The sequence below is a fragment of the Parcubacteria group bacterium genome, assembly GCA_041659505.1.
Taxonomy (GTDB): domain Bacteria; phylum Patescibacteriota; class Minisyncoccia; order Moranbacterales; family UBA2206; genus UBA9630.
In genome coordinates, this window is record JBAZYF010000001.1 from 557,922 (window position 1) to 580,241 (window position 22,320).

At 43.9% G+C, this 22,320-nt stretch carries 20 protein-coding genes; 17 read left to right on the forward strand and 3 right to left on the reverse strand.

The features are described from left to right. Positions 1 to 964 precede the first annotated feature (964 nt). The 9 genes from WC848_02580 (at position 965) to WC848_02620 (ending at position 12,494) form a co-directional block, all read left to right on the forward strand. Positions 965 to 1,513, forward strand: coding sequence for a hypothetical protein (locus WC848_02580; protein MFA5961539.1), 549 nt, complete (start codon positions 965 to 967; stop codon positions 1,511 to 1,513). A 289-nt stretch (positions 1,514 to 1,802) separates the two neighbouring features. After that, positions 1,803 to 2,189, forward strand: a complete 387-nt coding sequence (locus tag WC848_02585; protein MFA5961540.1) for a hypothetical protein — start codon at positions 1,803 to 1,805, stop codon at positions 2,187 to 2,189. 379 nt (positions 2,190 to 2,568) lie between these two features. Next, entirely contained in the window at positions 2,569 to 2,742 is a 174-nt protein-coding gene (locus WC848_02590) for a hypothetical protein (GenBank protein ID MFA5961541.1), read from the forward strand. A 619-nt stretch (positions 2,743 to 3,361) separates the two neighbouring features. Further along, a complete protein-coding gene (locus WC848_02595) occupies positions 3,362 to 4,303 on the forward strand; it encodes a hypothetical protein (protein ID MFA5961542.1) in 942 nt (313 codons plus the stop codon). A gap of 232 nt (positions 4,304 to 4,535) precedes the next feature. After that, positions 4,536 to 5,747 carry a hypothetical protein gene (locus tag WC848_02600; GenBank protein MFA5961543.1) on the forward strand — a complete coding sequence of 404 codons (1,212 nt, stop codon included), beginning with the start codon at positions 4,536 to 4,538 and terminating at the stop codon, positions 5,745 to 5,747. A gap of 322 nt (positions 5,748 to 6,069) precedes the next feature. Continuing rightward, positions 6,070 to 6,903 carry a hypothetical protein gene (locus WC848_02605; GenBank protein ID MFA5961544.1) on the forward strand — a complete coding sequence of 278 codons (834 nt, stop codon included), beginning with the start codon at positions 6,070 to 6,072 and terminating at the stop codon, positions 6,901 to 6,903. A gap of 307 nt (positions 6,904 to 7,210) precedes the next feature. Further along, positions 7,211 to 11,605 (forward strand): hypothetical protein, encoded by a 4,395-nt coding sequence (locus WC848_02610; protein MFA5961545.1) that lies wholly within the window; start codon positions 7,211 to 7,213, stop codon positions 11,603 to 11,605. 46 nt (positions 11,606 to 11,651) lie between these two features. Continuing rightward, a complete protein-coding gene (locus tag WC848_02615) occupies positions 11,652 to 12,011 on the forward strand; it encodes a hypothetical protein (GenBank protein MFA5961546.1) in 360 nt (119 codons plus the stop codon). 150 nt (positions 12,012 to 12,161) lie between these two features. Next, a complete protein-coding gene (locus WC848_02620; protein MFA5961547.1) occupies positions 12,162 to 12,494 on the forward strand; it encodes a hypothetical protein in 333 nt (110 codons plus the stop codon). Between the two features lie 381 nt (positions 12,495 to 12,875). Here the strand turns inward: WC848_02620 and WC848_02625 are convergent, their stop codons facing one another. Both WC848_02625 and WC848_02630 read right to left on the reverse strand, forming a co-directional pair. Continuing rightward, positions 12,876 to 13,106, reverse strand: a complete 231-nt coding sequence (locus tag WC848_02625; protein MFA5961548.1) for a hypothetical protein — start codon at positions 13,104 to 13,106, stop codon at positions 12,876 to 12,878. An 18-nt stretch (positions 13,107 to 13,124) separates the two neighbouring features. Continuing rightward, entirely contained in the window at positions 13,125 to 13,655 is a 531-nt protein-coding gene (locus WC848_02630; GenBank protein ID MFA5961549.1) for a hypothetical protein, read from the reverse strand. Between the two features lie 158 nt (positions 13,656 to 13,813). Between WC848_02630 and WC848_02635 the strand changes: the two genes are divergently transcribed. The 4 genes from WC848_02635 to WC848_02650 all read left to right on the forward strand — a co-directional run bounded on the left by WC848_02635 (position 13,814) and on the right by WC848_02650 (position 18,609). Beyond that, complete coding sequence (locus tag WC848_02635; protein MFA5961550.1) at positions 13,814 to 14,536, forward strand: helix-turn-helix domain-containing protein; 723 nt, start codon at positions 13,814 to 13,816, stop codon at positions 14,534 to 14,536. Between the two features lie 51 nt (positions 14,537 to 14,587). Continuing rightward, the gene (gene recQ / locus WC848_02640) at positions 14,588 to 16,744 is read left to right on the forward strand and encodes a DNA helicase RecQ (protein MFA5961551.1); all 2,157 of its coding nucleotides are present in this window, start codon (positions 14,588 to 14,590) and stop codon (positions 16,742 to 16,744) included. Positions 16,745 to 16,820: 76 nt separating this feature from the next. Then, positions 16,821 to 17,816, forward strand: a complete 996-nt coding sequence (locus WC848_02645) for an HTH domain-containing protein (protein ID MFA5961552.1) — start codon at positions 16,821 to 16,823, stop codon at positions 17,814 to 17,816. A 142-nt stretch (positions 17,817 to 17,958) separates the two neighbouring features. Beyond that, on the forward strand, positions 17,959 to 18,609 hold the full coding sequence (locus tag WC848_02650) for a hypothetical protein (protein MFA5961553.1): 651 nt from the start codon (positions 17,959 to 17,961) through the stop codon (positions 18,607 to 18,609). Here the strand turns inward: WC848_02650 and WC848_02655 are convergent. Continuing rightward, on the reverse strand, positions 18,552 to 19,292 hold the full coding sequence (locus WC848_02655) for a helix-turn-helix domain-containing protein (GenBank protein ID MFA5961554.1): 741 nt from the start codon (positions 19,290 to 19,292) through the stop codon (positions 18,552 to 18,554). The two genes, WC848_02650 and WC848_02655, sit on opposite strands and share 58 nt — an antisense overlap. A gap of 239 nt (positions 19,293 to 19,531) precedes the next feature. On the opposite strand from WC848_02655, the gene WC848_02660 reads away from it, so the two are divergent. The 4 genes from WC848_02660 (at position 19,532) to WC848_02675 (ending at position 22,271) form a co-directional block, all read left to right on the forward strand. Then, positions 19,532 to 19,732 (forward strand): hypothetical protein, encoded by a 201-nt coding sequence (locus WC848_02660; GenBank protein ID MFA5961555.1) that lies wholly within the window; start codon positions 19,532 to 19,534, stop codon positions 19,730 to 19,732. Positions 19,733 to 19,978: 246 nt separating this feature from the next. Next, entirely contained in the window at positions 19,979 to 20,350 is a 372-nt protein-coding gene (locus tag WC848_02665) for a hypothetical protein (GenBank protein ID MFA5961556.1), read from the forward strand. Then, positions 20,347 to 20,685 carry a response regulator gene (locus WC848_02670; protein MFA5961557.1) on the forward strand — a complete coding sequence of 113 codons (339 nt, stop codon included), beginning with the start codon at positions 20,347 to 20,349 and terminating at the stop codon, positions 20,683 to 20,685. The genes WC848_02665 and WC848_02670 overlap by 4 nt, the downstream gene beginning before the upstream one ends. A gap of 371 nt (positions 20,686 to 21,056) precedes the next feature. Continuing rightward, the gene (locus WC848_02675) at positions 21,057 to 22,271 is read left to right on the forward strand and encodes a radical SAM protein (protein MFA5961558.1); all 1,215 of its coding nucleotides are present in this window, start codon (positions 21,057 to 21,059) and stop codon (positions 22,269 to 22,271) included. Positions 22,272 to 22,320 lie beyond the last annotated feature (49 nt).

A 22,320-nucleotide genomic window follows, 5' to 3' on the forward strand; every position in this document is an offset into this window, starting at 1 on the left:
ACCGGACTTAACGAGAATTAGAGACTAGGGAAATTATGTTATTTGCCTTGCAAACCGGCACTACGAACGCCGGACATGCGAATAAAAATTTCCCCTTAATTCAAATCATTATAAAAGATAGTGGTTTGATAGAGTGAAGTTCTTTGAAAGAAAAGTAGTATAGTTATCACATTTTTCTCCAGTTAGTTGTTTCCATTGCGGTTGTCTTTTTTTGAAGGCAATTGCAGTGGGAATAATTAACTGAAAACAATCAAAAAATAGCTCTGCGAAAGCGGGGAAGGAGGATGCTATAATGAAAAAAATAGTATGTACTGGTCTAAGTTTGTTTTTTCTTTTTTTGTTTGTATATGTCTTCTATACGGTGACAAAAAACACCGTCGAAGACGATGAAAGCAAAAAAAGTACCCGCTCTTTTTTGTTGGAGCGGGGATACACGAAAGATCTGTTTGAAATGTACGGCCCCCCTAACCGTATATTTCAGATCGATAGCGACCCAGAGGGTCGCTACGTATATATCTATCAGAAACAAGACGGCACGGGGAGGGCTGCCGTCATAACGGAGGTGAAATTTCTGATAAGGAAGGATGGAAAGGTTTTGTCAATAACCAATCCATTCTAGAAGAGCAAACAGGAAAATCCAAACAATTGGTTGCCTGAAAATCCACAGGCGGAAAAGCATGGGTAAATCTCAAATTTCTTTTGTCTAGTTCTTTTTGAAAGAAACTAGATGCCAGTCCAAGTAAGGCCGAACCTTGGAAAATTGTTCTTTTAAGAAAAAACCCGCCCGACGAAAAGTCTGGCGGAAAAGTTGTAGGGGAAGTTTGTGGAAATCCTAAACGATTTCCACCTCCTCTTTCAGATCTAAACTTAGTTTAGGTTTGAAATGAGGTGGATGTTCTTTGAAAAAGTTATCAATAATATTTCTGGTTGTCATTTTAGTTTTTGAGAAAATTCAAAGATTGGAGTGGCAATCGGAAAAAACCAGTCTGTCGAAATTGTAAGTGTGCGATTTTCGAAAAACAGATCGGAAAAGTTTTTTTGGATTTTCGTTGATGTGCCTAGTCAGCGCGGAGAAAGTCCCGGCCACATGGCGGTCGTAATTCTTCGAAAGGAGAAAGTTATGATAATTATAGTATTTGAGTATGGCAAGAATGGTCAGTATTCCGTAAAACGCACTACTGATGTTTGCGGTGTACCGGTCCTTGCGGTGTATTGCAGGGGCAATACCCCGCCCGATATGGGAGGGCTGTACCGGTCCGCTTCTGCCGCCATCGATGTCGCCCTTTATAATCTTTGCGAGGGCGAAAAACTCGTTCTCGTGGATGGAGCGGATCGGGTTGGATTTGATGTTAAATTCGATCAGGCGGATGTTGCTGTTAACTTTCAGAGATTGCGGATTTTCCGTAGCACTGTCACGGGGATGGCGGAGGCCATTGCTGGTCTCTTTCATCTCAGGCGGGAACTCGGCTGGGAATCCGGTCGACCCTGTCGCGGGGGTAGTTGGGATACGTAGTGCGACGGTTCCCAATCGCATTAAAAAAACCTTGTGCTGGCAAGAATAAAAACCAGCAGATTGTGGGGATTTGGGCAGCCGCTTCATTGCCGCTACCCAATCTTTCCAAGTTCAGTATTTTTTCAAAAATAGTGAGCTTAGATGAGATTTTTGTTCTTTGGAAGAAAATTTATTAAAGTTAGAGTATTTTTTCTCCCAGTTAGTTGTTTCCATTGCGGTTGTCTATATTTTTAGGCAATTGCAGTGGAAATAATTAACCAAAGAACAATTAAATAAAAAGGATAAAAAAATGAGCTCACTACTAGGCTTAGCGGTGGGGGCATTTCTGGGAGTGGTTGCATCTCTGTGGTATAACCGCACCAGAAAAATGGATATCGATCTTCCTTCTGGGAAGATCGAGGTATATTTTAAAAACTATAAAAATGTAGACGGGGAGCGGATGTGGCAAGCATCTGCTTCTCGTGGTGATAAACGGTTGGGAAGGTCGGTCGTCTTTCCTTCCCTGAAAGAGCTTAGCAAGTTCGTGGCGAAAGCCATTGAGCTCGCAAGGAAAGGCGAGGAAAAGGGATTCAAAGTGGAAACCCTTTTTCGATGGAATTATGTGGATTTTAGCCGTGAGGGTGAAAAATATCATGGCTATATCCCGACCGGAGAAATCCAAGAACACATCTCATAAATTGAGTTGCCTGAAAATCCACAGGCGGAAAAGCATGGGTAAATCTCAAATTTCTTTTGTCTAGTTCTTTTTGAAAGAAACTAGATGCCAGTCCAAGTAAGGCCGAACCTTGGAAAATTGTTCTTTTAAGAAAAAACCCGCCCGACGAAAAGTCTGGCGGAAAAGTTGTAGGGGAAGTTTGTGGAAATCCTAAACGATTTCCACCTCCTCTTTCAGATCTAAACTTAGTTTAGGTTTGAAATGAGGTGGATGTTCTTTGAAAGAAAATTAATATATTATTTTCTGATTGTTATCTTAGTTTTTGAGAAAATTCAAAGATTGGGATGGCAATCAGAAAAACAATACAGGAACGTTGAAAAAATAAAAGGGAGAAAATGAAATGCCGAATAAGAATGAGCATTTTGATCCGGAGGTAGAAAAACTCTACCAGATGTTTAAAAAGCGTCTGATGGAGGAATTATTTGTACTGTCTCCACATTTGCCAACTCTGGCAAATCTTGTGGACAAATCGGATTATCTTAAACCTATGCCCGGCGGGAAAGACCGGGGATAAAGGAGGACATGATGGACGAGTTTTACAAATTGGTTAGCCTGTCTGGATCAACCGACGTTTCCTTTCAGGAAATGTCGGATGATGGGCCAGGGGCTCCGACCAGGTATGGTCGGAAAGTGTTTGGTCGGTTCGTAAGGGTGTCAGCAATGACACCAGGGAGATGTTGTATTACATCTCCCGTAGTCCTCCTCGCGGATGACGTTTACAACCGGCTTCACGAGTCCGGTTGCAAAACAAACGACTAATCCCGGTTGGCTACACAAAAAATCTCCCTCCGGAGTTTTGACCACCTCAGCAAGTCAAGTAAAAGAAAACTGAGGAGAGTAGTCACCTGACTCTAAAAATATATCGTGGTGAGCCCAGCGGAAGCAGAGCCGCAAGTTTGTTCTTTATGTGGGGTTTGGGCAGAATACTAAAAAATCTGCCCAATCTTTCCAAGTTCAGTATTTTTTCAAAAATAGTGAGCTTAGATGAGATTTTTGTTCTTTGAAAAAAAAGTAAATAAGTTTTCTATTAATTCTTGGTCAATATTTTGTGTGGCAAGTTTTTTGCTAGATGAAATATTGGCCAGGAGACGTAAAAATAAACTTGAATTCAAGGTTAGCATTAGGAGGTTTCTATGAATAGTTTCAGAGAAGTCCTCTTTGGTAAAGTTGACCTTGATTCAATGGCGACGGCTTTGGTTTTGGGGATTTCTCCTGAAGATCAAAACCTACGCTCAGTTTCGGGGTCGGCTTCAGCCGAAGAGTTGAAGGACAGTGATGTCCTTTGTCTCGAGGTCGGAGGCACTGGTCGGACGACGGAAAATTGTTTTGATCATCATCCTTGTGGTGGTGAGAGAAAGATTGATCTGTCGGCTGCCGCGCAGGCCTTGGAGCGGATGGCACGCCTTATCCACTATGTGGACGAGGTGGACCGAGGCATTCGGCATGACTGCGAGTGCCGATTTCCCTCTCTTGTTTCTCTCGTTTCTGGAATGAAATTAATTGTGAAAGAACCGGAAGAGCAAATGAGAAAGGGATTGCAGTTGATGCGGACGGTGCTGCAGTCGGGATTGGATCCATATGATTGTATGGAAAAAATTACGATTTGGATGCCGGAAGCATCCGAGTGGATTGAAGCAAAACGCCAACACGAACGGCATTTTGCAGAAGCTACTCAAAACGCCATGTGGTTTCAGACGATTACCGGGATTAAAGTAGTTGCCGTGGAAACGACATGGATTGGTGCGCCCGGGGCATTGTATGGCCTGGGGGCACATGTAGTAATCGTACTCAACCCCACGTTCGAGCAGGGCGGAAAAGTGTATCGCAAATACACAATCGCTGTGCATCGCGATTTGGGGATTAATCTGTCTTCGGCTATTTCCGAACTTAGATTGCTCGAGGATGGTTGGGGCGGACCAGCGCACGCCACGATATGCGGCTCTCCACAGGGTGTGGATAGTCAGCTATCAATGCAAACGGTGGCCGATGTGGTCACGAAAAGTTTGCAGGGCGTGAAACTAGTCAACAAAAAAGAAAGAAAGGAGGAAGAAGAATTGCTCAGGAAAGCAGCGTAGAAAATTTTCTCCAGCTTGAAATCGAGTAGCTAAAAATGGCGAAAGAAATTGAGTTTTGCGTCCCGGGTTAAAACTCCGCCTGGGTAATTGAAACACGCCAATGTTGGTGGCCCAAAGGGGCAGTTGATTTCAAATCAATTTGTTTTTGATTATTTTTCACCGCAAAGTGCGGTCAAAAAACGCAACACCTCCCATTTTCCAGGCGGAGCGCCTGGGGGGTGGGGAGAAAACCATGAAATATCAGTTTGCAATTTTAGACCCCCGTCCGATTGAGGCCGCGCAAATGGCCAATAATGCAGTTTTTTCTTCGGGACGTGGGGCATTGGGAGTTGAGGTCACCGTTCCGGCTTTAGCAGCTCGGTGCAAACTGGGGAATATCGATCCCCAGCATACCGGACAGGATGATAGTTTGGCGGCCATCGAGGTCGCACTGCAGCATGTCGTCGATGTCCGTGGCGAATGCTGCGGGCATGAGCAGGAAGTTTTCTCGGATTGTGTGGAGTGTTCGCAGCCGGTGTATGAGCCGGTTGTGACGCTGGCCACTATTCGCGCCGACCTGGATTCGGTCGGGGCGATGGCTGTTCTGCTCATTCGGGCGGAATGTGAGCAGAATGATTGGGACACGTGTAATAGCGTGCCTGGGTATGGCGAGATAATACAGGAGGCGAAGGATCGGATCCGGCTTGTGGCCGAGTCTGACAAATTTGCCAGAGGCGGCTGGCCCGGTCCACGGCCGTTGCCGACGGAAGAGTCACTTTTTGACGACTCGTCCGCCTCGACCGAGTCGGACTCACGGTTGGCTCCGATGGCCGCCGCGGTTTCCGACTTCAAAATCCCGCTGGCTCAGCGGGTTGAGTGGATGAAGCGATGGCTCCTTTGGGGCGAGGAGCCGGCCGGCTACCGTGAAAAGTGGCTGGTTGAAAGAAAGGCGATCGCGCAAGCGGTTGCCAGCGGTTTCATCAAGGCTTCGGTCGCGAAGCTTTGTGGGTACTGCGGATATTACGCTGGCGTAAGTCACGTCGGCGAACTGTGCTCGCACTGCTACTGCGACGGAGGACTTGAAGTCCAGTCGATCGCGGCAGTGGTTTCCACGCACCGCGCGGCAACCAGCATCGGCTACTCATTAGCGCCGATTGTGGTGGCGCTCAATCCGGAGTTTCGGTTTGGCGGGGGTGAACCTTGTCGAAAGTTCACGGTCTGCCAGTTTACGGCAGAGTACATGGATTTACGGGCGGTGCTCGCTGAGCTTGCCGGGCTCGAGTCGGGCTGGGGAGGATCGCCAACAATTGGCGGATCGCCCCAGGGTGTGAGCTCCATCTTGACGATTGATCAAGTCGTCGAGGTGGTGGCAAAACACCTCATCAAAAAATGTTTTTTCTGCGGAAGCTTTTTGGAAAAGCCGTACAAGGTTTGCTTTTCCTGCGGTGGAGCGCAGCCGGAATAAATTTCTTTCGGAAAAATAGTTCTTTAACCTCTCCCAAGTCAAGGTGCGCTTGGGCATAAGAGGAAAATAGCACCAAAGTTGTAGGATTTTCGGGCAGTCACTTTGTTGCCGCTGCCCGATCTTTCCAAGTTCAGTATTTTTTCAAAAATAGTGGGCTTAGATGAGATTTTTGTTCTTTGAAAAAAAATGAAAACCAACTATTTTTCATTGTCTTATTTGAGATAATAATTTTTTTGTTGTTTCTGATGAGGCAATGGAATAGTTGTTTTTTAATCTGCCGAACCGAAAAACGGGGAGGCAAAAATAAAAAAGGAGTACGAAAATGAAAAAACAGTTATTTGTTTTGGGTGGCAATGACGGTGAGATGCAGGCAATAAAAGGTTTGTTAACTGCATTCGGGCATGCCTGGGCGCAGCCCCAGATTGGCTGGGGCGAACATTTTTATGTGCCTGCCGAATTGGGACTGGAGATTATTGATGTCCAGATTCCTGTCGGCGATAATGGTCACGGCACAGTGTATCGTGCTGGAAAGACTTGCCAGGGAATCGATGAAGTGATATTTGTCGAATGCTCCCCAAAGGATTTTCCGGCTGATCAGGCTGTGATGGTTATCGATCATCATAATGATCGGTCGGGCGAGCCGGCTGCCATCCGGCAGATGGTTGAAAAACTGAACATTTGGTCCAGGCTTAGTTCGCTGACCCAGCGATGGGTCGAGCTGGTGGCCGCCAATGACTCCGGGTATATCCCGGCGATGCTGGCGCTTGGTGCTACGAGTAAGGAGATTGCCCGAGTACGCTTGTCCGACCGCAACGCTCAGGGCATTACGTCTGAGCAAGAAGTGGAAGCCGAGAGAGCAGTCGTGGGGGCCGAGGTTGTTGGAAAGTTGACCATCGTAAGGATGGCACATTCCAAGACAGCAACGGTCGCCGACAGACTTTTCGGCAAAGCCGACCAGCTCCTCATCCTCTCTGGCGACGGAGAGGTGAATTTCTTTGGGAACGGGGCGATCTGCTCCGAGCTTAAGGCAAAATTTGAGGGCTGGGGCGGCGGTTCCGGCTTTGGCAAGTCGGATGGCATTGGCTACTGGGGTGGTTGCCCGAACTTTGACGAAGTGTTGAGCTTCGTCAAGAGCAAGGTTAATCCCTCTGAGTAAGGACGGCTACCCAATGCCCAAGCATGAAACACTAACCTTGTGCTGGCAAGAATAAAAACCAGCAGATTGTAGGGGATTCGGGATTTGAGTATTGCCGTAGGGGCAAGAAAAAAATCCCGATTCTCTCCGGTACTATTTTTCTTTTGAAAAAGTAGTTCTGGATGAGGATGAGGTTCTTTGACATCAGAATTATTATAATCCGGGCAATCCTTGCCCATTTTGCTCTGGCTTAACCGTCAGAGAAGTGCCAACGAGGCGCCTGCAAGCGAAAGGAAAGGAAGTTAGAGTTTGCAGATGAGGAGTGATAATGCCAAATTTTATATGGACCGACCATGCGGACAGGGAATCTCTTCCGATTGACGCGCATCTCGCTGAGATTTTGCGTCTCACGGAAGAAAATCAGGTAATCATTGTGGAAGCGGAAACGGGCGCAGGAAAAACGACTCGGATCCCGCAGATGCTTCTGCAGGAAACGAGTCTGCCAATTCAAATGACTCAACCTCGCCGTCCGGTTGTTCGCTGGATGGCGAAAAGAATCGCCTATGAACTGAAAGATGTTCCGGGCGGTGTTGTCGGCTGGAAACTGTTTGGAGATGATCCGGTTGTGTCAAAACGGACTCGGTGTCTTTTGAAAATCGAGCAATCTTTGGCAAACTGGATCCGGCGGAAAAATCGTCTGCCGGAGGGGATTATTATTGTGGACGAGGCGCACGAGCGTCACGTTACAACCGATACCCTTTTGATTCTTCTTAAAAAACTTTTACTGGGATCGCCAAAAACGAAGGTGATTATTACATCCGCCACGATTGATACAGAGAGATTTTCAAAGTATTTTTGGAATGCTCCGATATTAAAAATCAGCGGTCGTTGTTATCCAGTAGAAGTTCGTCCCTATCATATGGGGAGAGGGGAGCACCACAGCCAAGGCGCAATTTGCGCCGCTGAAAAAGTAGTGGACAATTTTTTGAGGCAATGTCTCCATATTCAGGACACGCACAATGAATTTTCAAGTGTGCTTGTCGAGCGTGGAACGGTTCTGGCGTTTTTTCCTGGCGAGGAGGATATCAATTCCGCTATTTCTTCTCTCGAGCGTCATTTGCATTGGCGCAAAGAAAGGGATGAGAATCTTTCTGTTGAGGTCATCACTCTTGCGAGTGAAGCCAAAAACAAAAAAGAGGGCGGAAAAGATGCGGAAAATATTGATGCAAAATATCGCATCGAAATTTTTCCTTGTCACGGAAAACTGACACCGGCAGAACAGGATCGCAGTCAGGGACCGGACGTTGCGCCAAATACCTTGCGCGTTATCTGCACAACAGATATCGCGCGAACAAGCGCGACATTTCCCCGAGTGGTCGGGGTTATTGATTCTTTGCAAATCAAACGGCCCTTCTCTGATTACAAAGGCGTGGCTCATTTGGACAAAATCCAGGTGAGCATGGCTGAAGCGAATCAGGCCAAAGGTCGAGCAGGTCGGACGCAACCAGGATTCTACATTCCCATTTCTTTTGAAGGGGAATATGGAAGGCTGGCAATGTGGCCAGTGCCGGCGATTTTACGGGAGCCGTTGAGCTCAATCGTGTTGCAGTTTAGCGCGGCAGGAATTAGTCCGCGCGATTGTGACTATATCGATGCACCGGATCAGCAAAAGATTGATGCGACCATCAAACGGTTGCAAAAATTGGGTGCGCTGGATTCCTATGAGCAAATCACCGAAGTTGGTGAATTGCTCGTCCAGTTTCCGATTGATCCAGAAAGGGCGAAAGCTTTGATCACTGGATCGAAATTGGGCATTTTGCCTGAGACAATAATTGCGTCGGCGTGCATTGAGCATGAGGGATTATTTTGGATCCCCAAAACTGACGCGAAAATTGAAGTCGAGCGGTGGTTGGCGATGTGGTATATTTGCCACCGTAACGAAAACCGTTATTGGCGGGACGAGCCGTATACACTCTCCCATTTGCCCGATGGGATGACGGAAAGAGTGGATGGAATTTTTGAAATTGATCCTGACACGCTCTCGCACGGTGCGAGGACAGTGGCGGAGATTGTCAAAAAAAGTTACACCGTGCTCGGATCGGACTTTGAGGCGATGGTATGGATTTTTCGCGAGTTCAAAAAAATTGAATTCGAACTGCGCGAGAAAAAAATATCTGGCCGAAAAGCCGAAGATGAGCTCTACGGTTGGTGTAGGCGTAATTTTGTGAATTACAAAAAATTGCGTGCGGTTGAGCTGACTGTGAAGCAAATTCGAGAGGAAGTGGCTAATTCACCACTTCCAATGCGAAACGGAATTTTTGAGCAAAGAGAATTTGATGGCAATGCACTCAGCAAAGCTATCGCCTCCGGGCTTATTGATTTTGTGGGAGTGAAAAGCGACTTTAGATATTCTTCGCTTTGTGGGGTGTTTTCGGTAGGGCATAATTCGGCGTGTCCGGAAGATGCGCCCCTTGTGCTTATTGGTGGGATCCGCAAGGTTCCCACTGGAGGTCGCAGAACAAGTTTTATCCACCTGGCTGATTTGGCCGCGCCAATTCAACCGGAATGGCTGGAAGAGATTATGCCGCAGTTTTGCTCATACAACACCGGAATCAATCCTTTTTATTCAAAGGAGCATGATTCCTGTATGTCCACGACGCAGATAGTGTGTAATGGGCAAAAAGTTGGTGAGCGGTTCGTGAGAGATCAGTTCCATAAGCAAGCCCCGGAAATTTTCGCCAGATGGCTGGCGGGACAAACTGATTTGAGTGACACTATGCTTGCGGGCATGATGGCACGAAATCAGCTCAATCAGCAAAAAGCCAAAACGCTCAACGTTTTAGCAGGATCGCCAGTTTTCAAAGAATTTTCCGAAAGTGCGCGAGTAGTATTTTATTCGGAAAAATTACTCGGAGCTGGTAGTATTGCTGAAATTAGTGACCCAAATGGACTGCTTTTTCCGAGTATTGATGATGAACTGGCAAAACTGGTTTTATCGGAAAATCCTTGGGAGGTGGAATATTTTGGTCGAATTCGAGAGATTGAATATCGAGTCGGGTATGCGCCACGCGTGTTGCTCGAGTACAAAGAGCTTGAGAATAACAACTGGCTAAACCTTCCTTCGGAAGGCATTGTAATTCCCAGCGGGCGACAAGTAGATCTATATTTTATGCCCGACGGACGTTGGGACTATTCATTCAAAAACGGAGCTGAAATTAAAACTTGGTTTCGTGAAAAATTGAATGCTCAGCAATGGGAAAATTGGAATGACCATTCAGTAATCACCATTCCTGACATCAACGATGAATCGGCAGTAATTCCGGAGATTCAAGTTGTTGAATACGGAAAGTGTGTGGTTGATGGGAGTCCACTTTATGGCTATGGCCTTGTTGTATCAAGTGGTAGTAGCTTCGCAGTAAAGTGGATGAAAAAAGAGGCAGAGGCGAAAGAGGCTCACGCCAATGCCGTGAAGAAATTCGGAGAAATTCGAGTGGAAATGCAAGCGAAAAGAGAACTGGAAAGTGCCAAAGCCGAAGCGACTGAAGCACGCAAAAAATTCTCTGTCCTGTATGAAAAGCATTATTATGACAGAGAAACTCTTGAGACGATTCGTGAAAAATTGTCTCAGGGGAATCGAATTTGCGTAGCGGACAATTCGGCTGAGGGAAATCGGCAATATGCCGCTAAGATCAACGCGATGGTCGCAGAGATTGAAGCGGAACTGTCAGAAATCGCTCGTAGAAAAGCCGAAGCGGCGGCAGATTTGGAACGGGCCGTTGCGGCCGGAGAAGTGCTAGTTGGCTTTGAAGCCTGGCATCGCCGGAGTGGAATGAGTGGAAATGGCGACGGTTGGGTGATTCGATCTGACGGATCGCTCCGTGAGCATGATTCCGATACTGTCCAAAGACATAAATCGGACGGGACATATCATTGGGATTATGTTATGGGCGATGAGTTGGCACTCAAGTGGTCCTGTGGGACTATGCGAGATGTTGCTGGCGCAAGTGAGTTCGCGGTAGTGAAAATGCCGGTTGGCGGACTCACTGAAGCTCAACGCGAAGCAGTCAGAAGGATTGAACTGGATGATATCGGCACTGTTGAGAATTCATTTGGTCTTGATCCCGAAGCGGCTGAGCGTCAGGCGAAACTGGTGGCGGAAGCTGCCAGAGTTTTCAAATGTTGTCCGGCTTGTGGGGATCAATTGGTCATCGACGAAAATGCCTATCGCGCGCTTATTGGCGAATACGGAATGCATATTTGTCAGGATGACCAAAAAATTTCTCGCTTGTTGGATTATAACAAGCCGTTTGACGAGACGACGGAAGGGCGCGAAGCTCAAATCGTTGTTTCCAAGCGGATTTCCAATGGCGTGATCGAGGCGCTTGCCTATGAAAAATGGGGCGGGTGGAATCTCAATCTTCGCTGGAGAAAGCTATCGGAAGAAGAATTGGCAACCGAATCCGATGTGGAAATTGCTACTCAAGGCGACGGTTCTTTTTCTGAAGCCGGAGATCGTTATTTCCGTTGTTCCTGTGGACGACCGACTCGTCTGACGAAGGGCGACTGGAAACGCTATCTGGCAGGTGAAGAAATTTCACTCATGTGCTTAGGGTGCTATTCTAGCGGGATAGTCAAGAAAGAAGTGGAAGCCAGTGTAGGCGAAAAAGCTGGCGGAAACGGAGCACTCGACATTTCCAAGCTTAAGGAGGCTTGGGGAAAATAACGAAAAAAACGCTCGGAATCGAAGCGTTAGTCGGGCAAGGAGAAAAATGATAGCAGCGGAATTTAAAGAAAGAGCTGAAGCCTTAGCTCTCTGCGTGAATAACCCCTTCGAACTTCTTTTCTTTGTGACCGAGACAAAGTCTTGGCCGAAGGAACTGGAGGATGGCGATCGGTTTTCCCCGGAGGAGGCTGAAAAGCTAATCCGGGAGACGGGGATAAAAGAACATTCCCAAAAAATCACCGTAGTCTTTTCTCCTACCGGAAATCCGGTAGAGCTCAAAGTTTTTGTATTTCCTGACCAAAGCGTTATTCTTTGGGACGATCAGGAAATGGGCGGAGATTTCGTGACAGCTCAATCATTTGAAGAGCTGGAAGAATTTTTTGCCTATGAGGATGACGAAGATTAAGTTTGATCGCGAAGCAGTCGGTAAACGCGTGAATCCCTGCTAGCTGGTCCCGGCGATAGGATGGGCATTGTTCTTTCAAGAAAAAACAGATTTTCAAATCCGGCTGAAGTACTTAGCTCGAAATGAAAACTAAAAAATTGTAGGGGAAGTGTGTTGGAGATTTTTAATCCTAAAAATCTCCACCTTCTCGTGCAAAAAACTCTCTGCGATTTTCCATGGATTCGCAGGGTCGTCCAAAAAATTCTCGTAAAATCGAAAGGAGGTGAGCACTTGATTCTGCTCAAATATATTTCTGGCCCGCTGGCCGGAACATCCCTGCCAGTTTCCGGTGATATTGACGCCGACAGGTTTCTGGCGGATCTCGTCAGTTTGGGATGGGTGTGGGAGGTGGTTTCCTGTCCTGCTAACATCCCTCTGGATGATGGGCTGAAAAAATGGATGCGAGCGGATTTGAGAGCTCGCTTGGAGTTATTAAAAAAATAGGGAAAAGTTCTTTGTGTTTTTCCGTTAGTAGGGTTTCAGTGTAAACCTGAAAACGGACAAGGGTGAAATAATTTGCCGGGAGGAAAGGAATGTTTTATTGTCATTCTTTTTCCTCCCGTTTTTATCTTAGAATTTATCTTTTGGGATAAAAGTTGAGATGAGAAATACTACGCAATATAAAGAACAAAACGGGACTTTGGAATTGTAGCCAAAGCCTGTTTTTTGTTTGAGAAATTTGTTGAAAAAAACCAAATAAATTTATAACTCCACTAACTCATATTCATTTTTTCCGAGTCCTAATTTTTTTTGCAAACCCAATTCGTTTGTCCTTGGTTGCCAAAATAAAAATCCCCGATGAGCGATGTCATCGGGGATGAGAGTTTAGAAATCTAATTCAGTTTCTGGATTCATGTAAAATTCTGGATTTGGATTATATCCGGAGTCATAAGAGCTATAGTAGGATTCTTTTTCTCTCTTTTTCTTTATGCTTTCTGCTGATAGCCTGGGTATATTATTATAAGGACTGTGCTGCTCATTTTTTTTCAATGCATCATCTACGCATATGCGTTGACACCTTTCTTTTTTTGTTAGCTTTTTGCTTTTATTTTTCATTTGGACTTTCCCTTGTTTTTAAAAACAAAATGGACGCCCAGTCATTTTATGACGATGCGCTTCTTTCCGACAGCAACAACAAGTGCCTGGCTGTCCATGTGCATTTACGCCACCGCCAATCATTGGTATAAAATAGGGGCACATTATACAGGTCATCGCTGGAACATTCGATAGTGCTGCGTATACTTGGCGCATTTCATAGGGATAGTCTTCAGGCCATGGCATATTTCTTTTTTCTTTTTGGTAATCTGGATTTTGTGGGAATGCCTGGAGAACTGCCTTGTGAGCATCAATATGAATCCATCTTTCAGTTTCATGCCCACCCATCATCCCCAGTACTTTCGCGCCTCTGCCAAGTTGTTTATCGCGATTGTCGCCAACTGGCAATACTACTCCTGGATTTTTTCCCAATACAATATCCAGTGCCTTTTCTTCTTCGTCAGTGTCGGGCTGAAATTTAAGCGTGAATCCGCTAATCCACATTCTCATAAAAACCTCCTTTTTTAATTTGTTAATATGCTCGCCAACTACGGCTAGTTGACTCCTCATCTTACTATTTCCACAAAATAAGTCAAAATATCCGATAGTTTTTGTGCTAGTTATTCAAACAATGGCCAATAAAAGCCAAAATTGACATAAAATAAAAAAGCTGATAAGCTTAAAATATCATCGGAAAAAGCGACATATAGTTAAAATAGCCTAAAATTATGCTAGAAACGTTGAAAAAAATAGGAATGGAAGAAAAACAAGCTAAGCTTTATTTGGCTTGTCTTTCGCTTGGCGCGACGACTATTATTGAAATAGCGCGCAAAACCGGCATAAAAAGGACGACCGTCTATGAAAACTTGGACGAGATGGTGCGAGCTGGTTATGTGAAAGTAATGAAAAAGGAAAAAAGAAAACGCTATCTTGCATTGGAACCAAAGGAGCTAAAAGATTTGATCAGAAGAAAAGAAGCCCTGCTTGAGCAAATAATGCCCCAGCTTACAGCGATGAACAATGTTAGCAGCATTAAACCGAAAGTGTGGTTTTATGAGGGAAAAGAAGGAATTCTTGAAGCCTATGAAGATTCGCTGAATTATTCTAATATTGAAGTTGTAGGCTTCGCTTCCGGGGAAGTTTTAAAGATGTTTAGCCTAAAAGAAGTGGAAAAATATATTGCCAGAAGACAACGCAAAAAAATTATCCAAACACTGATTATGCCTGAAGACAAAGATGCAAAAAGTTTTATTGTTAATGCGAGCGAACAATTACGAAGAGTGAAAGTGGTAAGCGAAGAAGAGTATCCTTTTAAAATCGAAATTAATATCTATGCTAACCGCTTGGCTTTGTTTTCCGTGAAAGACAAAATGGCAGTGATTATGGAATCAGAACCAATTTCATCAGCGATGCGCATGATCTTTAGGATGTGCTGGAAGGGGATTGATTAGTAAACTGTACAGATAAGTACAGACTAAAAAAACTGACGAATTTTAAATTCTATGCACCAAACCCTCAAAAAATATTTTGGCTATGACGAATTTAGACCGCTGCAGGCGGAGATCATTTCGCATGTTTTGGAAAAAAATAATGCGTTTGTTTTGATGCCGACTGGAGGCGGGAAGTCGCTGTGCTATCAGCTGCCGGCGCTCAAATTTCCTGGCATCACGCTGGTCATCTCTCCGCTCATTGCGCTCATGAAAGACCAGGTAGACGCCCTGCGAGCGAATGGAATTGTGGCGGAGTTCATTAACAGCACGCTGGAACTTTCGGAAATTTCTAAGATTGAAAACAAGGCGCGCACGGGTGAGCTGAAAATTCTCTATGTGGCGCCGGAGCGATTGGCTTTGGATTATTTTCAAGCTTTTCTCAAAACTTTAAAAATAAGTTTGATTGCGATTGATGAAGCGCATTGTATCTCCGAATGGGGACATGATTTTCGTCCCGATTATCGCAATCTCGCAAAACTGCGAAAGCTTTTTCCAGTTGTACCGGTGATGGCGCTCACGGCGACGGCGACAGACAGGGTGCGCGAGGATATCGTGCGGCAACTGGAAATGCAAGAAGCGCGCGTTTTTATTTCCAGTTTCAATCGTCCCAACTTGAGTTATGTCGTGCGACCGAAAAAGAATGCTTTTTTAAATTTGGTAAATTTGCTTAAAAAATATCAGGATCGATCGGTGATTATCTATTGTTTTTCGCGAAAAGATACGGAAAGTATTGCGGCGAATTTAAAGCTTGAAGGATTTAAGGCGGCGGCCTATCATGCGGGTTTGGAAAATGAAAAAAGAAGAATGACGCAAGAAAAATTTGTGCGCGATGAAGTGCAAATTATTGTGGCAACGATTGCGTTTGGAATGGGCATCGACAAACCGGATGTGCGTCTCATTGTCCACTACACTTTGCCTAAATCGATCGAAGGTTACTATCAAGAAACCGGACGTGCCGGGCGGGATGGTTTGCCTAGTGAGTGCGTGCTGTTCTATTCTTTTGGCGATACAATGAAGCATAATTTTTTTCTGCGTGAGATCCAAGATGAAGCTGAGCGAGCGAGCGGTCAGAAAAAGTTGGCGCAAGTGGTGGAATATGCAGAACTGCGGACGTGCCGGCGAGAATATTTGTTGCAATATTTCAGTGAAAAACAAGTGGTGGAAAATTGCGGAGGATGTGATGTGTGCCTCACTCCGAAAGAGGAAGTGGACGCGACAATTATCACGCAAAAAATTCTTTCTACGATTGTGCGCACCGGTGAACGCTTTGGCGGTCGGCACATCATCAGTGTTCTGCGCGGAGCGCGGTTGAAAAAAATTCTGGAGCTGGGACATGATAAGCTTTCCGTTTTTGGAATTGCCAAAGACGCGAGCGAAGAAGAGTTGCGCTATTTTATTTCACTGCTACTTGTGAAAGGATTCATTGCGAAACATGATGGAGAATATCCGACGCTCTATCTCACCAATCTTGGCAAGAAGTTTTTGAATAATCGTGAGACCATTATTTTGCCCTCACCGCAGTTTGAAAAAGAACCGGAGGCACAAAGGAAGAAAGGCGCGCTGGAATATGACACGGGACTGTTTGAAGAGCTTAGAATTTTACGAAAGAATCTGGCTGACCAAAAAGGCGTTCCTCCGTTTGTCATTTTCAGCGATGTAGCGCTCCAAGAAATGGCCTACTATTTCCCACAAACAAAAGAAAGCTTTTTGCAAATCAGTGGCGTTGGGGCGATGAAGCTTGCGCAATACGGGGAGAAATTTATGCCGATTATTCGGGAATATGTGAAGGTGCATAATTTGATTAGTAGAGACGAGGCATTGCCTCGTCTAGGAATTAAACAACGAAAAGACGAGGCGGTGCCTCGTCTCTATGGGGGTGCAGGATCGACATACTTCGAAACCAAAAAATTATTGGACGCAGGATTGGCGATTGAAAAAATCGCCAGCGCGCGCAAATTATCGCAGGGGACGATTATTGATCACATTGAAAAACTGAAAGCCGGAGGCGAAGAATTAACTTTGAAGCATCTGCGTTTGCCTGAGGAAAGATTTCAAAAAATAAAATCCGCCTTCGAAAAATCCGGTGGAATGATGCTTTCGCCGGTGCGGGAAATTTTGGGGGATGATTTCAATTATGATGAACTAAGAGTGGCGCGGTTGTTTTTGTGAATTTTGGGCGGGGGTTGACTTGGGGATAGTTCCTAGTATACTAGGAACTAGGAACTAATAATTGTAGGCAAAAAATATGGACAAAACTACTTCTGAGAAAATAATTGAATATATCGCCAAAAACAGCCAGGCTAGTGGTAAAGAGCTGGCTGATTATTTGGAAATTACTGATCGTGGCGTGCGAAAGCAACTAAAAACGCTACTCGAAAGAAATGAAATTTGCAAAATAGGTAAGTCGCCAAAAGTTTTTTATCGCATTGCTGCAGAAAAAACCGTAGTTTTTAAACTTGCTATGGACGGAGTTGTTGTTGGTGAAAAAGTTAAAAAATTTATTAACGATCACTATCTTAATATCACTCCTATCGGAGAGAGAAAAGAGGGTTGGGCTGGTTTTGTGGCTTGGTGCCAAAAAACCAATCAAGATGTGGCAAGAATGGCGCAGGATTATTATAATTTGATGGAAAAATATAATAAATTCAAAACAGAAAAGGGATTAATCGATGGCAGGAAGAAAATAAAAAATACTTTTCCTGAAATGCATCTTGACGAGCTATTCTATGTTGATTTCTATAGCATTGAACGATTTGGAAAAACAAAACTGGGGCAGTTGCTTTTGCATGCCAAACAGAGTCAGAACAAAAAGTTGATCAGAGAAATTTCTAGTGAAGTGAAGGAAAAAGTGGAATATTTAGTTAAAAAATTTCGGATTGATGGTGTCGGCTATATTCCTCCGACTGTGAAACGTGAAGTGCAATTTATGAAGGAGCTGCAGCGAAATTTGAAGCTTCCGCTAAGGATGTTGGCTATTTCCAAGATAAAAACAGAAATAGCCGTTGCCCAAAAAACACTCACAAAGTTGCCTGATCGTATAGAGAATGCAAAAAAGACGTTTATTGTGGAAGGCGTTACCAACTATAATAATATTTTGCTTATTGATGATGCGGTCGGTTCCGGAGCAACACTGAATGAAGTGGCAGGCAAAATTAGAGAAAAGAAAATTTGCAAGGGCAAAATAATCGGGCTAGCAATCACGGGAAGCTTTAAGGGATTTGATGTTATTAGTGAAGTTTAGTTTTTTTTGGCTTTTCTTTGCATGCAAGAGTTTTGATACGACAAGCTGAAAGTGGCGCGGTTGTTTTTGTGAGTTATTCTCAATTATTACTTGGCTGGTGGAATAGTGCTAGTGAGTATTTAAATAACTTTATCTAACTAATATGGAATTATTAAAAAAAGTCAGCCGGCTTGAAGTTAAAAGATGTTTCGTTCTTTCGCAAAGATTTACATCAAAAAAGATGCGCAAAGATGAAATAAAAAAGCACATCATCAAACCGGAGAAAGTGACTTTTTTAAAAAATCTGGAGATAAGTAAAAAAGCCATACTAAAAATGAAAGAAACAGAAATTGATCAGTTCATTGCTGTTGAATATAAAAAAAGACTTAAGGCTTATGATGGGGTTGAGTGGTTTATCGGTTATGTCTATTTATCCGAGGTCGGTATTTGGAAAGGTGCAGGTGGAATTCCCAAGGCTTGGTCAACTGGTTCTCTTTTGGATTCTGCTCAGGAAGTGGCGAAGGAACTGAGAAAGACTAATTCAAAATATTCCAGAATCAGAGCAATAAAAGCAGTGCCAGAAATAATTAAATTTAAGGCAGTCATAAAAAAGGAAAAGTATTTGTTGCCAATAATGCTTCCGGGAGGAACGATTCCTGTTTGTCGGAAAGGTATGCGTCCGATGAATTTTGACGTCGATGATGGGTGTATGCGTTCGTTGGCATTTGCTGTCAGTGGTGACGGACAGATAAAAGCCTATGTCGGGATTTTTGCTAAAGATGCTTCCCAAATCACCTCAAAAAAACCTTTTTGAGTATCGTAAATCTTTTGGCTTTCGATGATGATGGCGATCTCTTCGTCGTAGGAAACCATCCCGATCTTATTTCCCCCATAAATGACCATCTCGATTTCGATCTTGAATTTATCTGATGGGACAATTCGGCTTTGGAAGAAATATTCATTTTCATCTTGGGAGACAGTGCGCAGTTCCGGACTACTGGGAAAAAGAATCCGAGCCCAAATCTTCTTTTCTTTACGCTTGGGAATGAAATGGCTCATGAAATAGTGGTCAAAGTCGAGGAATTTCTCGTTGAGCGTGCCCAGCATCTCGCTTCCAGGGTGTTTGAGAACATCTTTGAAAACTTCACGATAGGCTTCGCGGCCTTCAAAAAATTGAATTTTAGGCTTCTTATCGATCAAATTGGTGAAAGCCAAAAGCTCCGGCATGACTTTGTCGAGGGCTTTTTGTTTTTCCTCCAGCATTTCTGCGAGTTTTTTGGGGTTTTGAGCGAAACAAATGGCCACGCCGTTTCGCACGTAGCTGTTCATGAGGCCTTTTTCTTTCAAGGACTCGACGGCCAGATAGGTGGTTGTGCGCTTAACTAGGGACTTTTTGGCCAAGCGGTAGACGCTCGTTTCGCCCAATTCGAGAGCCGCCAGGTAGACTTTGGCCTCATTTTCAGAAAGGCCGGTTTTTTTGAGTTCGTCTAAATGCATAAAATGTGGTGTTATAGCGGATACTGTCATCAAAAGTGACGACAATATCATTATAGCATATGCTGTCAAAAAAAGCAATAGATAAGCCAAATAAAGCTTGGTTAGGTTTGTCTAAAATTTGACAATAGTCCGTAACTATGGACTAGTTGCCCAAAAAATGGTATACTACGCTGTTAAGATAAAACAGGGAAAAAGAAAGCCAGCTAAATCTTAACAAACTAAACATTAAGCCAAAAACTATGAAAATGATCTTGAATAATGGAATGGTTGTAGGAAACGCTCCAATGATGTCAGAAAAAACCAGACGATATCTCAGTAACCTCTGGCACTTTCCTTCCAAAGCAGAAGCGGAGAAAGAGAAAGAAAAATACTACTCATTTGAATACCGCAGAGAGATCCACCGCAGAGCTGACCAGACTGAAGCCGTGATCGAGCCGTAAATTCTAGTGGAAAACAGAAAAAGCTTCTGTTTTTCCTAGAGTTTATCTAAATCCTTAGATAACTCAGTTATTTAAAAAATTAATATTCAGCTAACACTCTCTCCAAAAATGGTTTTGGATGATGTCAGATAGCAATAATATCTGATGTATTAAGGAGTGGAGCAGAAAACAATATATTTTGCTTTCTGCTGGCTGAAAAAGTTTGCCGCCTGAATCGGCGGGGTAGAAATGGAGCAAGGAGATTTTATGAAAAGAGTATTATTCTTTAGTGGATCTTATGCAGCTTATAATGTGAAAAGAATAGCTGGACTTATCGAAAGATTGGGGTATGAAACAATTATACTCTCTGGCTCTGATGAGTTGGAAGGATTTCCTCTGACCGAGGTAAGCGTGGTGGTTATTGAGGAATGTAGTTGTTCTTCGATAGGGAAGGAACTGGCAGAGTTTCTCAAAAAACACCCAATAGTACCTATGGTAAGAGGTGGCTGTAGTGTTCCTATGTGTGGGGAATTTGAATGGGGGAAAGACGATTTAAAAATTTTCGTGAAAATTCTTTCAGAGCTTGGTGAAAAGGAAGACATAATAAAATTTTTTAGCAGAGGGGAGGAGGAAAAATGAAAAGAGTCTTGGTAGTCGAAGATCACTGGATGACAGTCGATAACCTTGTGGCAATTTGTAGGGAAGCTGGCTGCGAGGTAAAAGTGGCTATGTCCTTGGCGGAAGTCGAAGCTATGGCCAAAGAAAAATTTGACATTTTCGTCTGGGATTATAATCTCCCGGACGGAACGACTCTTGAGGCAATCAAGGTTGCAAGGAAAAGAGACTCTGAAGCGACAATGATAGCATCAAGTAGCGACCCTGAAAGTCGGTTGCTACAGGTAATAGCAGGTTGCAATATTGAAGTAGATCCGTATTCCATCTATGGGGTGCTGGAAAAGGAGGTGGAAAAATAGTTCTTTAACCACAAATCGACTTCGAGCCAAGTCGTAAAACATGGCTCTTTTTTACGTGCCTAGGTAAATGGGGATATGTATAGAATGTGTATAATATATGTATAAATTATACACGCGTGGTCAAGACAAAATCTAGCGGAACAAGACTTTGACCGGTGAGAGAAATTTTTGGGCGAAGATTTTGGCTATGAGGAATTGAGAGTGGCGTAATTGCTTTTGTGATTGATTTAGAGGCTACCCCTTGGTGGACGTTGTTGACTTTTTTCCTAAAATATGCAATCATAATCAATCATCTGTCGTTCTTTACATTTATACTGCCCTAGAGATGATGCGGGTACTATACATAAATTTAGGCAAAATTGGAGGTGGAAATGGACAAGGAAAATGTAAGCCAAAGGAAAAAAATTCTTTGGGTAATGACGGGAAGTTTTTCAAGTCTTTGCAATCGTGGCTGTGCTCATTGTTTAGATAATGCTAATATGGAAAATGGATGTTACTTTTCCCCAAAAAATGCCGAACTATTGGCCAGCGAGATTAAAAGCGAGCAAGAACGATCTAGCGATGATGTCGATTCAGAGTTGCACCTTGCTGGTAATGGTGAAATACTACTCAATCCGGATATTGTTGAAATATTTGATATCATTTTTGGACAAAATCAAAAAAATTCAGGAAATCTTGTTACGTCTGGAATCGACTCAAAAGCTCCTAAGGAAAAAGATCGTCTTCTTGAAATTCTCTCCCGCGAGTATGCTTCTCGGCTTTATTTCAATTTAAGCTTCAATCTATTCGAAAAGCGTTTTCCAAAAAGGCTAATAAGGACCCTAGAGCTTCTTTTTAAAAATGGGGTAAAAAAAGTCGGAATCATGATTTGCCAGCCTCGGCAGCGGACATTGCTTACTAGTTATAAATTAATTTGGCTAATCTATCATTATTTTATAAGATGGGTCAGAGAGATTGATCCGCAAGCTTCCTGGGAAGAAATCTATGATTGTAATCTGGGAGAGGGTGTCAGCAGTGACGCAAAACACTTATCATACCTTGATTGCTCCCCAACCCTCTGGAGGCGTCACGATGGATTTTTAACCCCTGCCTCAACTGAATTGGAATGTAATGGAGAAAGTTTGAGCATAAGATCGATTCCCAAAACGGAATTATTTCACAGTACCGTGGATATGCGTTCGATCCATATGAGAACATTGCGCTTTCTTACGAAATTTGGAGAGCTGGAAATAAAGATTAAGCCAAAATTTCTCGCTAAAAGAGGAAGGGCAATGAAGCTTGATGATCTTGGCTTTCCCGACAAAGGGCTATGCAATTTTCTGGCCGGATCTGATTATTCCCCTGTTCATTTTGGAGCAGATGGGAGTTGGTATCCAAATTGCGATTGTCCGATTTTGAGATCTCTGCGTATCGGGTATGTTCATGAGGATGTTCGGCAAGTTTGGCACAGACGAGAAACGCTGAGAAAACATCTTTTTGAAAAAATTATTTCTGACCAGCACGGCTACGCGGACATCTGTCAATTTTGCCAAAAAACCTCAACCCAATTGTATTATGAGTTGAGGAATAAACCATTACGTTGTTAATAACTGTTAAATTTAACAAGCACAACGAAAGGCCAGGGGAAACCATGGC

Excerpts from the sequence above, each read along its gene's own strand:
- WC848_02625 (MFA5961548.1), bottom strand. The coding sequence starts at position 13,106 with ATGAAAAATAAAAGCAAAAAGCTAACAAAAAAAGAAAGGTGTCAACGC.
- WC848_02600 (MFA5961543.1), top strand. The coding sequence starts at position 4,536 with ATGAAATATCAGTTTGCAATTTTAGACCCCCGTCCGATTGAGGCCGCG.
- WC848_02660 (MFA5961555.1), top strand. The coding sequence starts at position 19,532 with ATGAAAATGATCTTGAATAATGGAATGGTTGTAGGAAACGCTCCAATG.
- WC848_02635 (MFA5961550.1), top strand. The coding sequence starts at position 13,814 with ATGCTAGAAACGTTGAAAAAAATAGGAATGGAAGAAAAACAAGCTAAG.
- WC848_02605 (MFA5961544.1), top strand. The coding sequence starts at position 6,070 with ATGAAAAAACAGTTATTTGTTTTGGGTGGCAATGACGGTGAGATGCAG.
- WC848_02590 (MFA5961541.1), top strand. The coding sequence starts at position 2,569 with ATGCCGAATAAGAATGAGCATTTTGATCCGGAGGTAGAAAAACTCTAC.
- WC848_02630 (MFA5961549.1), bottom strand. The coding sequence starts at position 13,655 with ATGAGGAGTCAACTAGCCGTAGTTGGCGAGCATATTAACAAATTAAAA.
- WC848_02655 (MFA5961554.1), bottom strand. The coding sequence starts at position 19,292 with ATGCATTTAGACGAACTCAAAAAAACCGGCCTTTCTGAAAATGAGGCC.
- WC848_02615 (MFA5961546.1), top strand. The coding sequence starts at position 11,652 with ATGATAGCAGCGGAATTTAAAGAAAGAGCTGAAGCCTTAGCTCTCTGC.
- WC848_02670 (MFA5961557.1), top strand. The coding sequence starts at position 20,347 with ATGAAAAGAGTCTTGGTAGTCGAAGATCACTGGATGACAGTCGATAAC.
- WC848_02610 (MFA5961545.1), top strand. The coding sequence starts at position 7,211 with ATGCCAAATTTTATATGGACCGACCATGCGGACAGGGAATCTCTTCCG.
- WC848_02645 (MFA5961552.1), top strand. The coding sequence starts at position 16,821 with ATGGACAAAACTACTTCTGAGAAAATAATTGAATATATCGCCAAAAAC.
- WC848_02585 (MFA5961540.1), top strand. The coding sequence starts at position 1,803 with ATGAGCTCACTACTAGGCTTAGCGGTGGGGGCATTTCTGGGAGTGGTT.
- WC848_02650 (MFA5961553.1), top strand. The coding sequence starts at position 17,959 with ATGGAATTATTAAAAAAAGTCAGCCGGCTTGAAGTTAAAAGATGTTTC.
- WC848_02675 (MFA5961558.1), top strand. The coding sequence starts at position 21,057 with ATGGACAAGGAAAATGTAAGCCAAAGGAAAAAAATTCTTTGGGTAATG.
- WC848_02595 (MFA5961542.1), top strand. The coding sequence starts at position 3,362 with ATGAATAGTTTCAGAGAAGTCCTCTTTGGTAAAGTTGACCTTGATTCA.
- recQ (MFA5961551.1), top strand. The coding sequence starts at position 14,588 with ATGCACCAAACCCTCAAAAAATATTTTGGCTATGACGAATTTAGACCG.
- WC848_02665 (MFA5961556.1), top strand. The coding sequence starts at position 19,979 with ATGAAAAGAGTATTATTCTTTAGTGGATCTTATGCAGCTTATAATGTG.